Source organism: Bradyrhizobium sp. CCBAU 25338 (assembly GCF_028128965.1).
Lineage (GTDB): Bacteria > Pseudomonadota > Alphaproteobacteria > Rhizobiales > Xanthobacteraceae > Bradyrhizobium > Bradyrhizobium liaoningense.
On the sequence record NZ_LFKY01000043.1, the window covers coordinates 318,793 to 331,493 of the forward strand.

At 65.3% G+C, this 12,701-nt stretch carries 15 protein-coding genes; 3 read left to right on the top strand and 12 right to left on the bottom strand.

Going from position 1 to position 12,701, the window contains the following annotated elements:
* Positions 1-56 precede the first annotated feature (56 nt).
* The 5 genes from ACM42_RS35125 to ACM42_RS35145 all read right to left on the bottom strand — a co-directional run bounded on the left by ACM42_RS35125 (position 57) and on the right by ACM42_RS35145 (position 5,168).
* Complete coding sequence (locus tag ACM42_RS35125) at positions 57-1,364, bottom strand: adenylate/guanylate cyclase domain-containing protein (protein ID WP_271533709.1); 1,308 nt, start codon at positions 1,362-1,364, stop codon at positions 57-59.
* A 105-nt stretch (positions 1,365-1,469) separates the two neighbouring features.
* Complete coding sequence (locus tag ACM42_RS35130; RefSeq protein ID WP_271532846.1) at positions 1,470-2,633, bottom strand: ABC transporter permease; 1,164 nt, start codon at positions 2,631-2,633, stop codon at positions 1,470-1,472.
* Positions 2,630-3,562 carry an ABC transporter ATP-binding protein gene (locus ACM42_RS35135; RefSeq protein ID WP_271532848.1) on the bottom strand — a complete coding sequence of 311 codons (933 nt, stop codon included), beginning with the start codon at positions 3,560-3,562 and terminating at the stop codon, positions 2,630-2,632. The genes ACM42_RS35130 and ACM42_RS35135 overlap by 4 nt, the downstream gene beginning before the upstream one ends.
* Positions 3,559-4,476 (bottom strand): HlyD family secretion protein, encoded by a 918-nt coding sequence (locus ACM42_RS35140; protein WP_271532850.1) that lies wholly within the window; start codon positions 4,474-4,476, stop codon positions 3,559-3,561. The genes ACM42_RS35135 and ACM42_RS35140 overlap by 4 nt, the downstream gene beginning before the upstream one ends.
* Positions 4,473-5,168 carry a TetR/AcrR family transcriptional regulator gene (locus ACM42_RS35145; RefSeq protein WP_271532853.1) on the bottom strand — a complete coding sequence of 232 codons (696 nt, stop codon included), beginning with the start codon at positions 5,166-5,168 and terminating at the stop codon, positions 4,473-4,475. Before ACM42_RS35145 ends, ACM42_RS35140 begins: the two co-directional genes overlap by 4 nt.
* 108 nt (positions 5,169-5,276) lie before the next feature.
* Between ACM42_RS35145 and ACM42_RS35150 the strand changes: the two genes are divergently transcribed.
* From ACM42_RS35150 to ACM42_RS35160, 3 genes are read left to right on the top strand one after another with little or no spacing between them, the layout of a single operon-like run.
* Positions 5,277-5,612 (top strand): ArsR/SmtB family transcription factor, encoded by a 336-nt coding sequence (locus ACM42_RS35150; protein ID WP_212023706.1) that lies wholly within the window; start codon positions 5,277-5,279, stop codon positions 5,610-5,612.
* Positions 5,609-6,070 (top strand): SRPBCC family protein, encoded by a 462-nt coding sequence (locus ACM42_RS35155; RefSeq protein ID WP_271532855.1) that lies wholly within the window; start codon positions 5,609-5,611, stop codon positions 6,068-6,070. The genes ACM42_RS35150 and ACM42_RS35155 overlap by 4 nt, the downstream gene beginning before the upstream one ends.
* Positions 6,071-6,085: 15 nt before the next feature.
* The gene (locus ACM42_RS35160) at positions 6,086-6,499 is read left to right on the top strand and encodes a GFA family protein (RefSeq protein ID WP_271532857.1); all 414 of its coding nucleotides are present in this window, start codon (positions 6,086-6,088) and stop codon (positions 6,497-6,499) included.
* 32 nt (positions 6,500-6,531) lie between these two features.
* Here the strand turns inward: ACM42_RS35160 and ACM42_RS35165 are convergent, their stop codons facing one another.
* The 7 genes from ACM42_RS35165 to ACM42_RS35195 all read right to left on the bottom strand — a co-directional run bounded on the left by ACM42_RS35165 (position 6,532) and on the right by ACM42_RS35195 (position 12,695).
* The gene (locus tag ACM42_RS35165; RefSeq protein ID WP_271532859.1) at positions 6,532-7,812 is read right to left on the bottom strand and encodes a family 4 glycosyl hydrolase; all 1,281 of its coding nucleotides are present in this window, start codon (positions 7,810-7,812) and stop codon (positions 6,532-6,534) included.
* 19 nt (positions 7,813-7,831) lie between these two features.
* Positions 7,832-8,857 (bottom strand): alcohol dehydrogenase AdhP, encoded by a 1,026-nt coding sequence (gene adhP, locus ACM42_RS35170; protein ID WP_271532861.1) that lies wholly within the window; start codon positions 8,855-8,857, stop codon positions 7,832-7,834.
* A 137-nt stretch (positions 8,858-8,994) separates the two neighbouring features.
* A complete protein-coding gene (locus ACM42_RS35175; protein ID WP_271532863.1) occupies positions 8,995-9,405 on the bottom strand; it encodes a DUF2000 family protein in 411 nt (136 codons plus the stop codon).
* A gap of 74 nt (positions 9,406-9,479) precedes the next feature.
* Positions 9,480-9,869 (bottom strand): DUF4189 domain-containing protein, encoded by a 390-nt coding sequence (locus ACM42_RS35180; RefSeq protein ID WP_271532865.1) that lies wholly within the window; start codon positions 9,867-9,869, stop codon positions 9,480-9,482.
* Positions 9,870-10,066: 197 nt separating this feature from the next.
* The gene (locus ACM42_RS35185) at positions 10,067-11,671 is read right to left on the bottom strand and encodes a molybdopterin-binding/glycosyltransferase family 2 protein (RefSeq protein ID WP_271532867.1); all 1,605 of its coding nucleotides are present in this window, start codon (positions 11,669-11,671) and stop codon (positions 10,067-10,069) included.
* A complete protein-coding gene (locus ACM42_RS35190) occupies positions 11,668-12,369 on the bottom strand; it encodes an XdhC family protein (protein ID WP_271532869.1) in 702 nt (233 codons plus the stop codon). The genes ACM42_RS35185 and ACM42_RS35190 overlap by 4 nt, the downstream gene beginning before the upstream one ends.
* Before the next feature lie 2 nt (positions 12,370-12,371).
* Complete coding sequence (locus tag ACM42_RS35195) at positions 12,372-12,695, bottom strand: XdhC family protein (RefSeq protein ID WP_007602422.1); 324 nt, start codon at positions 12,693-12,695, stop codon at positions 12,372-12,374.
* Between the last annotated feature and the right edge of the window lie 6 nt (positions 12,696-12,701).

Below are 12,701 nucleotides of genomic sequence, written 5' to 3' on the forward strand. Positions count from 1 at the left end.
ATCGGAGCAATCGCCGATGATGGAAGAGACCTGCGTGCGGCGACGCATGATGCGCGCTACCCCAGCTGAAACACCTGCATCTTCTGCACGTAGCCGCGCACTTCGACTTCACCGAGCGCGACGGCGTCGCTGCCGTCGTCACCCAGCGCCTCACGCACGGATGCGGAGATCAGGAGCTGCGAACCGAACTCCTTGTTCAGCGCCTCCAGGCGCGAGGCGAAGTTCACGGTATCGCCGATGACGGTGTATTCCTTGCGCCGGGGCGAGCCGATATTGCCGGCAACGACCTCGCCGAAATGGATGCCGATGCCGATGCGAAGCGGCCAACTCGTCTGTGCGTTGATGCGGTCCATGGCGGTCAGCATCTCGCGGCCGGCGGCGACCGCCCGCTGTACAGCGTCGGAGGCCTCCAGCGGCGCGCCGAACAACGCCAGAAAGCCGTCGCCCAAGAACTTGTTCACGATGCCGCCATGACGGTCGAGGATGTCGACCAGGACCGCAAAGGCGCCGTCGAGCCGATCGACCACCTCCTGCGGGGTGCGCGACTGCGCGCCGGCGGTGAAGCCGCGGAAATCGACGAACATCACCGCGACACGGCGGAGATCGCCGCCCGCGCTGGCTCCGGCGGCCATCAGCCGCTCCACCACCTGGGGGGAGACGTGCTGCCCGAACAGGTTCGTCACGCGGTCGCGCGCGGTCGCTGCCGCGATACTCGCGGCGAATTGCCGCCGCAATTGCGCTCCGACGGCACCCGCCAGCACGCCGCAGATCAGGATGACCACGCTGCGCACCGCGTGGAAGTAGATCAGGGGCTCGCCGGTCTCGCTCGTCAAGTTGTAGTACAGCGCGGCCGCCAGAAGCCCGGCGGCAGCCACGAGACCCGTGAATGTGGAAAGCCAGAAATCAAGCCGCAGGGTCGAGAGGATGATGAAGATGAAGTACATGAGCGGTACTGCGAAACCGAGAGCCTGGCTCGGGCCCATGGACCGGATCTGCAGGATGAGGATGACGGTCGGCAGCGATGTCTCGATCAGCGTGCCGATATAGCGCCTGATCACCGGCAGGTCGCGATCGAGGCGGAGATTCTTCCTGATCTGGGTGTGGACCCAGACCTCGAACAGGATGAAGCAGAGGAGAAGGCCGTAGACCTGGATGATCCCTTCCGTCCCGCGCCAGACCCGGTTCACCACGGTGGGATCGAGCAAATAGATCACGGTGAGGAACAACATCATGACGCACCCCGTCAGGATCAGCGCCCGCACCCGCAACAGCTCGGTGCGCAGCACTTCCCGCGTCAGCTCGCGCTCGAAATCCTTCGAGAGCACTGCATGCTGCCGTGTCTTCCTGCTCGCAAAACGAACCATCATCCCCCCTTGTCATTCCGGGGCACGCGCAGCATGAACCCGGAATCTCGAGATTCCGGGTTCGCAGTTCGTGCGCCCCGGAATGACGTCACAGGGCAGTTTGCCTCAATCCAGCGTACGACGGAAGCGCGTCACGGCGATGGTCATGGCGAGCAGCATCAGGGCCGCCAGCGCCAGCGTGTCGAAGTGCAGGTTCTGCATGGTCGCGCCCTTCAGCATGATGGCGCGGACGATGCGCAGATAGTGGGTCAGCGGCAGACCCTCGCCGAGATATTGCGCCCACGCCGGCATGCCCGCGAACGGGAACATGAAGCCGGAGAGCAAGATGCTGGGCAGGAAGAACATCATCGACATCTGCATCGCCTGGAGCTGGTTCTGCACCAGTGTCGATATGGTATAGCCGATCGACAGATTGGTGGTGATGAACAGCGTCGAGAGCAGCGCCAGCAGGACGAGGTTGCCGAGCACGGGTACGCCGAACAGGCCGACGCCAATGCTGATGATCAGGAAGGCCTGGACGAAGCCGACCAGCACGTAAGGGACGATCTTGCCGAGCATCACCTCGACCGGCTTGATCGGCATCGACAGCAGGCTCTCCATTGTGCCGCGCTCGACCTCGCGCGTAACCGACAGCGCGGTAAAGATCAGCATGGTCATGGTCAGAATGGTGCCGACCAGCCCCGGCACGATGTTGAGGCTGGACACCGCGGCCGGATTGTAGCGCGCGTGCGCGCGGATCTCGAACGGCATCTCCGGGGGATCGCCGATGTAGAGATCGTGCTTGAGCGCGGTCTGCACGACCATGCCGAGCGAACCGATCGCCGCGCTCGCTGCGACCGGGTCCGTGGCGTCGGCGGCGACCAGCAGCGCCGGCTTGTCACCGCGCCGCACGGCCCGCTCGAAGCCGCGCGGGATCTCGACGCCGAACAGCACCTTGCCGGATTTCAGCAGGTTGTCGAAGTCGTCGACGTCGTGCACTTCATAGAGGAAGCGGAAATAGGCGGTGTTCTCCAGTGCCTTCAGGATCGAGCGGGCGAGATCGGAGTCCTCCTGGAGCAGCACGGCGCTCGGCAGATGGCGCGGCGTGGTGTTGATGGCATAGCCGAACAGCATCAGCTGCATCACGGGCAACATCACGATCATCGCGAACGAAACGCGATCGCGCTTGAGCTGGATGAACTCCTTGACCAGCATCGCATAGGAGCGCCGCAGAAAGCCGAAGCGCTCGCGGATTTCGCGTCGGGGTGCGCGATGGTCGACTGCGCTCATTGGAAATTGTCCCTGGAGCGCCCCATCAGCTCGATGAACACGTCTTCGAGCGACGGTTGCGACTTCTGCCAGCGCAATCCGTCCTTCTCGCGCCAGGGCGCTATGCTGTCTTCGAGTGCCGCGACGTCGCGGCCGGAAACATGCAGTGAGCTGCCGAACGGCGCCACCATGTCGATCCCGGGCTTGCCCGTGAGCGCGGCCGCAAGCTCGTTCAGTCCTTCGCCGGTGACGGTGTAGGTCGTCAGCGCGGATTTCGCGATCACCTCTTCCACCGTGCCGTGCGCCAGCAGATAGCCGTAGGCGATGTAGGCGATCTCGTGGCATCGCTCGGCCTCGTCCATGTAATGGGTCGAGACCAGCACCGTGAGGCCTTCGGCGGCGAGTGCGTGGATCTCGTTCCAGAAATCGCGCCGCGCCTTGGGATCGACGCCGGCGGTGGGCTCGTCGAGGAGCAATAATTGTGGATTGGGCAGCGTGCAGGCCCCCAGCGCCAGCCGCTGTTTCCAGCCGCCGGAGAGCTCGCCCGCAAGCTGCTCCTCGCGCCCTGAGAGCCCGAGCCGCCTGATCATGTCGCGTGCGGCGCCGCGCGCGTCGGTGACGCCATAGAGCCGCGCGACGAATTCGAGGTTCTCGCGCACCGAAAGGTCCTGGTACAGGCTGAAGCGCTGGGTCATGTAGCCGACCTGGCGCTTGATCTTCTCGGCATCGCGACGGATGTCGTAGCCGAGGCAGGTGCCCTCGCCGCTATCGGGCGTGAGCAGCCCGCAGAGGATGCGGATGGTCGTGGTCTTGCCCGAGCCGTTGGGTCCGAGGAAGCCGTAGATCGAGCCGCGCTTCACCTGCATCGACAGATCGTGCACGACCTCGCGGCCGCCGAACGACTTGGTCAGGCCCTTGACGTCGATCGCGATGCCGTTGCCGCTGTTCATCGCTTGTCCGCCACGGGTGTCTTCGGATTGAGATAGACGTCGATCGGCTGTCCCACACGCAAGGCATCGGGACGAGAGGGCCGCGCCTGGATCAGATAGACGAGCTTGTTGCGCTCATCGAGGCTGTAGATGACAGGCGGAGTGTATTCGGCCGAGGTCGCGATGAAGTAGATCTTTGCGGTGAGATCGGCCGCGCAATTGTCGCACGAGACGCGCACCGTGTCGCCGATCGCGAGCTTGGGCAGTTCGGCTTCCGGCACGAAGAAACGCAGCTTCATGTTTCCGGGCGGCATGATCGACAGCACCGGACGCTGCGCCGCCACCATCTCGCCCTCGCGGAAATAGATCTGCTGGATGGTGCCGGCGACGGGCGCGAAGCCCTTGCGCCGCGCCATCCGCGTCTCCGACGTCGCCACCCGTGCTTCCGCGACGCGCAAGGCCGACACGGCGGCATCGAGATTGGCCTGCGTGCCCGAGCCGGTCTTGCTCAGCGAGGCCGCCCGGTCGTAGGTCTGCTGTGCGTTCGCCAGTGTCGCCTTGTTCTGATTGAGATCGGCGCGCTGGAGATCGTCGTCGACGGAATAAAGGGCATCACCGACCTTGACCTCGTCGCCTTCGCGGACGTTGAGCTTGGTGACTCGTCCCGCTTCGTCCGGGCTGACGAAGATCATGTCGGCCTCGACCCAGCCCTGGAAACCGGGATCGCGCCTTTCCTTGCATCCGGCAAGCGAGATTGCGAGGACCAGCGCCACGATCGTACCGAGGCGCGGCAGATTGTGCTGTCGATCCCTCACCCTGAGGAGCTGCGAAGCAGCGTCTCGAAGGGCGAGGAGCCACAGCCGGGCCTGCATCCTTCGAGACGCGCGTTCCACGCTCCTCAGGATGAGGTGAGAGATGGTGTGCGACGACGTCATGTCGTGCTCCGTTCGCCAAAAATCAAATCGAGATGGACGCGCAGCATCTCTTGCGCGTCCAGCGGCGCGTGCCGCGCAAACAGGCTCTGCCAGATCACCGCGATCATCGCGGGCGCGACCAGGATCTGCGGATAGCGCGCGAGGTCCTTCTGCCGGATCTCGCCGCGGGCAATGCCGAGCTCGATCAGCGCGCGCATGGCGGCGACCCCGCGCGAGACGACCTCCCGGTAGTAGAAGTCGGCCACGGACGGAAAGCGCGGGCCCTCCGCCACGATCAGGCGCACCAGATCGCCACGCCTCGTGCCGATCACCTCGTTCAGGAAGTTGCTCGCGAAAGCCTCGATCAGGTCGCGCACCGAGCCCGCCGGCGGCGGCAGCGTGGTCAGCCGTGCGACCACGGGAACGATGACGATACGCACCAGCTCCTCGAACATCGATTCCTTGTCCTTGAAGTGCAGGTAGATCGTCCCCTTCGCCACGCCGGCGCGCTTGGCGATGTCGTCGAGCCGCGTCGCCGCAAACCCGCGCGCGATGAATTCCTCCATCGCCGCTTCCACGATCGCCGCACGCCGCTCCGCCGCGCGCGTCGCACGGTTCGAGGCAGGCACCTCTTCGCTGCGAGCAGGCACAGGGCCCTTGGCACTGGCGCGAGTTGCTGGCGGCAAGGCGGCTTTGGTCGGTTTCCTGGTCATTCGAAATATATGACTGACTGGTCAGTCATAGTCAAGCAAGGCGAGCAACCGCACGCCTGAGATTAAATTAGTATTGACTAATGCATTAGCGAATGCTAATCGATCGGCATGATCGAAGCCGCCCCAAACCCCATCACCACCGTGATGCGCGCCCTCGCCGACCCGACACGGCGCGCCGTGTTCGAGCGCGTGTTCGAGAGCAAGGAGATCAGCGTCGCCGAGCTGACGCGCGGCAGCGGGGTCACTCAGGGCGCGATCTCGCAACACCTGAAGTCCCTCAAGCAGGCCGGTCTCGTCGCCGAGCGCGCAGAGGGCCGCAACGTCTATTACCGCGCCGCACCGCAAGGCCTCGAACCGCTGGTGACCTGGATGGATCATTACGGCGTCTTCTGGCGCGAGCGTTTCCAGAACCTGCGTGACCTCTTGAAGGAGATCGATCCGTGAGTGCTGCCGCGTTGAAAGCCGAAACAAGGGACATCGTCATCGACGAGGTCTTCCCTCACACGCCCGAGACCATCTGGAAGGCGCTGACCAGCGCCCAATTGATCGCGCGCTGGCTGATGCAGCCGACCGGCTTCGAGGCCGTCGAAGGCAATAGCTTCACGTTCCAGACCACGCCGGGCGGCAACTGGGACGGCGTGATCCATTGCCGGGTTCTGGAGGTCGTAGCAAACCGCCGCCTCGTCTACGCCTGGAAGGGCGGCGACGAGCGCAACACCGGCTATGGCGCACCGCTCGACACCATCGTGACGTGGTCCCTCACCCCGGTCGAGGCCGGCACGCGGATCCGCCTGGTCCATGCGGGCTTCGTCCTGCCGAGGAACGAGTCGGCCTACACGGTCATGAGCGGCGGCTGGAAGAAGGTCGTCCGCAAGCTCGACGAAATAAGCGGCGAAGAGTGAAAGGGAGATATCGCGATGGAAAAGCCCTACACCGGCGGCTGCGCCTGCGGCGCGATCCGCTATTCGATCACCGGGGAGCCGCTGTTCAGCAATCACTGCCAGTGCCGGGACTGCCAGCGGGAAAGCGGCAGCGGCCACGGCTCGTACGCGACCTTCGCGCGCGCCGGCGTCACGCTGACCGGCGAAGCGAAGCATTGGGACATGGTCGCCGACAGCGGCAACGTGAAGACGCGCGGCTTCTGCACGCAATGCGGCGTGCCTGTCTACATGACCTTCGCAGCACAGCCCGACGTCTTCACGATCCGGGCGGCAAGCCTCGACGAGCCCGCCCGCTACAGGCCGCAGGCAGTCACTTTCGCCGCGCGCGGTCACGGCTGGGATCGTCTCGACCCGGACCTGACGAAATTTGCGGGCATGCCGCCGGCGTAAGGCACGGCGCGCTGGTGGCGGCGGTCGGTCGCTCAGATGCATGGCCGGATATAAGGTCGGTTGATCTCCCACAACTCCTCGAGCAGGCCGCGCGCGGCCTGCTCGGAATGGATGACGGGGTCGAGCAGCAGCGCTTGCAGCGCCATTTCCTTCGAGGCATGCATCGCTGCCTCCACCGCCATCTGCTGAACCTGAACCTGGGTCGTCATCAGCTTGGCCACGCCATCGGGCAGCGGCCCGAGCGAGACAGGATGGATGCCCGCGGCATCTACCACCACCGGCACCTCGACCGCGGCATCGGCCGGCAGGTTCGGGATCACCTGTCGATTGTGGACGACGGCGGATTCGATGAGTTGCTTGCGGTTATGAACGATGGCGGCGATGATGCCGATCGCGCGTTCCCCCGACGGCACCGACCACCAGTCCGGCACATCGGCACGACCGGCGAGCACGTCATCAATTATCCGCGTCAGTTTCGCGCGTTCGCTCTCGTCCCAGTCAAAGTTGTAGCCACCCTCGCCGGCCTCCCAGCCGAACGAGAGATACTCGCCGACGTGACCGTCGCCGCAGCCGAGCCAGTAGCCGAAGGCATGCAACAGCTTGCGCGTCAGGGGTGAGAAGGTGGGATCGAAATCCCGCTCCTTCTCACGCAACAGCGGATAGAGGTCCTCGCCCGTCTCGCGATCCCGGATTTCGGTCAGGCATTGGAAGTGATTGAGGCCCGCGCCCCACACATCCACCCGGCTTTCCGGCATCCCCAGGATTCGGGCGACATCGCCGCGGGCAAGGAATATTCCGTGGCAGAGGCCGACGCTGCGAATCCTGCTGTAGCGCCCGAGCGCCAGGATGATGCGGCTTTCCGGATTGGAGAAGTTGATGAAGGTCGCACGCGGGCAGCGGAGCTCCATCTCGCGCACGAAGTCGAAGACCACCGGCAAGGTGCGCAGCGTGAAGAACAAGCCGCCGGGCCCACCATTCTCGCCCAGCGTATGATGGATGCCAAATTTGCGCGGAATCTCGAAATCGAGCCGCCACAGCCGATTGCGATCGATGGCGGTGGAGTGCACGACGAACTCCGCCCCGTCGAGCGCCGCGCGCCAATCCGTCGTGGCCTCGATGGCATAACCGGCGCCGGATCTCTCGTTGAGCAGTTTCGCGAGCCGCATCGACCGGCCGAGCCGGTCGACGTTTCGTCCGACGAGGACCAGTGTTGAACCGGCCAGATCGCGGGTCGAGAACAGGTCCCGGAACATGCTCATCCCAAAGGACGCGCTGCTCGCGCCGAGAAAGACGATCTTCGTTGGCCGGACCATGCTCTGCTCCTTCGGGAGGCTAGCTGAAGTCGAGCACCATGCGGCCCTCGATCTTGCCGGCCTTCATCCGATCGAAGACGTGGTTGATCTCCGCGAGCGGCACCTTGGCCACCTCGGCCTTCACCTTGCCGTCGGCGGCAAACGCGATGGCTTCGTCGAGGTCGCGCCTCGTACCGACGATGGAGCCGCGCACGGTGATGCGCTTGAGCACGACGTCGAAGATCGGCGTCGGGAATTCGCCCGGCGGCAGGCCGACGAGGCTGACGGTGCCCTTGCGGCGCACCATCTTCAGCGCCTGCGCGAACGCGGCAGTCGAGACAGCCGTCACCAGCACGCCGTGGGCTCCGCCCCCGGTCGCCGCCAGCACCTTGTCCACAGCACCGGCTGCGAGCGCATCGACCGCGAGATCGGCGCCAGCCTCACGTGCAAGCGCGAGCTTGTCCTCGGCAATGTCGACCGCGACGACCTTGAGCCCCATCGCCTTGGCGTACTGGATCGCGACATGACCCAGCCCGCCGACGCCTGAGATCACCACCCACTCACCGGGCCTGGCTTCGGTCTCCTTCAATCCCTTGTAGGTGGTGACGCCGGCGCACAGGATCGGCGCGATGGCAGCGAAATCGACCGTCGCCGGCAGCTTCGCGGCGAAGGCGGCCGAGGCGATGACATATTCGGCGAAGCCGCCGTTCACGCTGTAGCCGGTATTGTGCTGGTGCTCGCACAACGTTTCCCAGCCGGTCTCGCAATATTCGCAGGCCATGCAGGCATCATGCAGCCAAGCGACGCCGACGGCGTCGCCGACCTTGAGATTCTTCACGCCGGGCCCCAGCGCGGCGACGATGCCGGCGACCTCATGGCCTGGGATGAAGGGCGGCACCGGCTTTACCGGCCAGTCGCCGGAGGCTGCGTGCAGATCGGTATGGCAGACGCCGCAGGCCTTGACCTTGACCAGGACCTCGCCGGGACCGGGCTGCGGCACCGGCACGTCCTCGATCACCAGCGGCTTGCCGAACTGTTTGACGATTGCGGCTTTCATGGTCGGCATATCTCTGCTCCTTCGCATTGCGAATGGCAGAGTAGCGGCCGCGCGCGGCCGGCACTTGATCCGGGTCAAACCGCCCAATCGTTGCGCAGCGTGCTGCCGTCATGACAGCGCGGTGACAGGACTTCCGCTGGTGGACGTCAGCTATGGAACTTCAGGCCGTCGATGATCTTGTCGATCACCTTGCGCTCGGCGCGCATGGCGATGCCGACGAGATTGAGCTCGGTGCGCGCGACTGCCCTCACCGCCTCGCGGTTGGCGGCATCGTGCGTGGTCTTGAACATGTCTTCGGTATAGACGGCCGGCGTAACGTTCCGAGTGAGCGCGCGGTCCAGCGCTCGCGACAACGCCGGACCGTCGGCGCCATAGATCAGGATCGGCTGGCCGATCAGCGCGTGATACTTCGTCCCCGAGGCGTCTTCATAAGCTTCGCCGATGCAGTCCGGAAATGCCGCGGCGATGCCGCTGGTGAGAAAGGACGCGACGTTGAGCTTCTGCCAGGTTTGGAGATCGGTGCGGATCACGACCGCGATCTTGGTGTCGAACTGCATGGATATCCCTAGCTGTCATTCCGGGTTCGATGCTACGCATCGCCCCGGAATGACAGCAAGAGGGATGGATGGAATCAACCCTTGGCGTCGCAGGCCCAGGCGCGGATCACGCATTCCTTGCCGCCGTACTTGTAGCATTCGCGCGTGGCGGCATTGAGCGAGGCCGAGATCTTCGGCTTGACGGCATAGCCATAGGCGCCGCAGGGATTTGTCATATCGACCGACATCGCGGCACAGGCGCGCTTCATCGTCACCGTGGTGCAATCGCCCTTGCACTGCTTCTGCGCCGCGGCGCGGGCCTCGTGCTCGTGGCCATAGTCATAGGCCTGGCCATAAGCGCCGCACTTGCCGACCGCAAAGGCGCCGGCGGCATGGGCTTCGGTGATGTAACGGGCACCGGTGACACAGACGGACAGCGCAAAGAAAAACATCGCGCAACGGCGCGCGACGACGTTCGAAGCCATGGAAAAACCCCTCCCCCCAAGGCAGGTGGAGGCGACTCTAAGCGGCGGTCGTTTCCAGATGGTGAACGGATGGTTGAAAATTGGTGGGCTTGGGAAGTGGCGTAGGGTGGATTAGCGCAGCGTAATCCACCTCTGTTTGTTTCCGCAGAGAAATACAGTGTGGATTACGCCTTCGGCTAATCCACCCTACGGCGCCCTCATCCGCGTCTTGCCGCTTCCAGCGCCTGCGGCGTGTCGATGTCGAGGAAGGCGCTCTCGCCGTCGACGGGCACTTCGGCCACCGCCTCGGCATGCCTGGCGATCAGGTGGCGCGCGCCGACGTCGCCGTCGAGCGTCATCAGTTCCTTGAAGAAGCGGCGCGACCACAGCACGGGATTGCCGCGGCGGCCTTCGCTGACGGGCACGACGATGAGATTGCCGCGGTCGGGCGCAAAGCTGTCGATGAGGCGGTCGATCAGGCCGGCATCGATCAGCGGCATGTCGCCGAGGCACACCACGGCGCCGCCGCAGGTCTCCGGCACGGCTGCGATGCCCGCCTTGACCGAGCTGGCGATGCCGCCGGCGAAATCCGGATTGCGGACGAATTTCACGTTCAGGCCCTGCAAAGCCTGCTCGACCAGCTCGGCCTGATGGCCGGTGACGACGATCACCTCCGATGCTTTCGAGGCCAGCGCCTGCTCGGTCGCAAGGCGCACCAGCTTCTTGCCGTCGAGCTCGGCGAGCAGCTTGTTCGGGCCGCCCATGCGGGTCGAGCGTCCGGCCGCAAGCACGATGGCCGCGACCTGGCTGTTGCCTTCGGTCTCCGGCTTGGCGCGCGGCTGCGGCCGCGTCACGATCTCCATCAGGAGACCGCCGACGCCCATGCCCATCAGCTCGGACCGCGTCACCTTGATGCCGGCGAGGAGCCGCATCAAGACCCAGTCAAATCCGTTCTCGACCGGCGAGCGCGCACAACCCGGCGCGCCCAGCACCGGGACGCCGCCGGCGCGGGCGATCAGCAGCAGATTGCCGGGATCGACCGGCATGCCGAAATGCTCTATCTCGCCGCCGATTCCGGTCACCGCCGCCGGGATCACGTCGCGGCGATCGGCGATCGCGGAGGCGCCGAACACGATGACGAGCTCGGCACCAAGGCCGAGCAAGTCCTTGATCGCGGCCGACAGCGCCTGCTCCTCATGCGGGACACGCCGCTCGGCAATGATGCTGGCGCCGGCCGGCGCGAGCCGCTCGGCGGTGACGCGCAGGGTCTTGTCGATCACCTTGGAGGACAGGCCCGGCAGCAGCGTCGAGACAATGCCGACGCGCTTGATCACGTAAGGAGCGATCTTCAGGACGTCCTTGCCGGCGGCCTTCACTGCCGCATCGCGCAAAACGCCCTCGACGCCGAACGGGATGATCTTGACGGTGCCGACCATCTCGCCCTCGACCACCGGCTTGTAGGCGGTGAGCGTGGCGAAGGTGATGGCCTCGTCGACGTTGTTGATGCGGTCGACCGCAGCGCGGTCGATCACCAGCACGCCCGGGCGCGCGGCGAACAGATTGGCGCGCCCGGTGAAGGCGCGCTCGACATGAATACCCTCGCCGCCGATGGCGAGCGCGATGCTGGCGGCCGCAACGTCCTCGGAGACGTCACCCGCCTCCATCCGCACCACGACGATGTCCTTGATACCGGCACGCTCCAGCGCCTCGACCTCGGCGGCGCCGATCGTCGTGCCTTTCTTCAGCACCAGCGGTCCCTGACGCAGGGTGTGGACGGTCACCCCGCCGATCGCATCCCTCGGGCTCGCCGGTCCAAACTTCATGCCGCTTCTTCTTTTTCTTTTGGAGGCAGCCGAAGCACGGCGGTGATCTCGGCCATGATCGCCACCGCGATCTCGGATGGAGAGACCGCGCCGATCGGAAGGCCAATGGGCGCGTGGATGCGCGCGATGTCGCTTTCCTTGGCGCCCTGCGCCCGCAACCGGTCGGCACGCTTGGCATGCGTCTTTCGCGAGCCGAGCGCGCCGATATAGAAGCAGTTGCGCTCGAAGGCGTGCAGCAGCGCGGGATCGTCAATCTTGGGATCGTGCGTTACCGCGACGAAGGCGGTGTAGGCATCGACGTTGAGCGGCGGCAGCGCCGTGTCGGGCCATTCGGCGATCAGCGGAATGTCCGGGAAGCGCTCGGGGCTTGCGAAGGCCGTGCGTGGATCGACGACAGTCACGTCGTAGCCGAGCGAGCGCGCCAGCGGCGCCAGCGCCTGGCTGATATGGACCGCGCCGACGATGACGAGCTTTGCCGTCGGCGCGTAGACGTTGAGGAACAGCTTCTTGCCGCCAGCCTCGACACTGGCGCTCTTGCCCATGCGAAGCTGCTTCTCCAGCTCGGTGCGCAAGGGATCCCTGGCAAAATCCTTCGCCTTCACCAGCCGCTGCTCGCCGCTCTCGGTGTCGGTCACCAGGATCACCGGCCGGCGCGCGGCGCGCTCGGCATTGAGTTCGTGCAGGATTGCGAGCTTCACGACTAACCGACCTTCTCGACGAAGACGCGGATGGTGCCGCCGCAGGACAGCCCGACATTCCAGGCGGTCTCGTCGGCCACGCCGAACTCCAGCATCCTCGGCTTGCCGCTCTGGATCACGTCCATGGCCTCGGTCACCACGGCGCCCTCGACGCAGCCGCCGGAGACCGAGCCGAGGAAGGTGCCCTCGTCGTTGATGACGAGGCTCGAGCCCGCCGGGCGCGGCGCCGAACCCCAGGTCTCCACAACGGTGGCGAGCGCGACGCCACGACCGGCCTTCTGCCAGTCCTCCGCCGCCTTCAGGATATCCTCGTCGCGATCGAGCATTGGGTG

Coding starts and splice junctions, on each gene's coding strand:
- ACM42_RS35175 (WP_271532863.1), bottom strand. CDS start 9,405: ATGCAGTTCGACACCAAGATCGCGGTCGTGATCCGCACCGATCTCCAA.
- ACM42_RS35125 (WP_271533709.1), bottom strand. CDS start 1,364: ATGGTTCGTTTTGCGAGCAGGAAGACACGGCAGCATGCAGTGCTCTCG.
- ACM42_RS35130 (WP_271532846.1), bottom strand. CDS start 2,633: ATGAGCGCAGTCGACCATCGCGCACCCCGACGCGAAATCCGCGAGCGC.
- ACM42_RS35135 (WP_271532848.1), bottom strand. CDS start 3,562: ATGAACAGCGGCAACGGCATCGCGATCGACGTCAAGGGCCTGACCAAG.
- adhP (WP_271532861.1), bottom strand. CDS start 8,857: ATGCCGACCATGAAAGCCGCAATCGTCAAACAGTTCGGCAAGCCGCTG.
- ACM42_RS35195 (WP_007602422.1), bottom strand. CDS start 12,695: ATGCTCGATCGCGACGAGGATATCCTGAAGGCGGCGGAGGACTGGCAG.
- ACM42_RS35180 (WP_271532865.1), bottom strand. CDS start 9,869: ATGGCTTCGAACGTCGTCGCGCGCCGTTGCGCGATGTTTTTCTTTGCG.
- ACM42_RS35165 (WP_271532859.1), bottom strand. CDS start 7,812: ATGGTCCGGCCAACGAAGATCGTCTTTCTCGGCGCGAGCAGCGCGTCC.
- ACM42_RS35145 (WP_271532853.1), bottom strand. CDS start 5,168: ATGACCAGGAAACCGACCAAAGCCGCCTTGCCGCCAGCAACTCGCGCC.
- ACM42_RS35140 (WP_271532850.1), bottom strand. CDS start 4,476: ATGACGTCGTCGCACACCATCTCTCACCTCATCCTGAGGAGCGTGGAA.
- ACM42_RS35160 (WP_271532857.1), top strand. CDS start 6,086: ATGGAAAAGCCCTACACCGGCGGCTGCGCCTGCGGCGCGATCCGCTAT.
- ACM42_RS35185 (WP_271532867.1), bottom strand. CDS start 11,671: ATGAAGTTTGGACCGGCGAGCCCGAGGGATGCGATCGGCGGGGTGACC.
- ACM42_RS35150 (WP_212023706.1), top strand. CDS start 5,277: ATGATCGAAGCCGCCCCAAACCCCATCACCACCGTGATGCGCGCCCTC.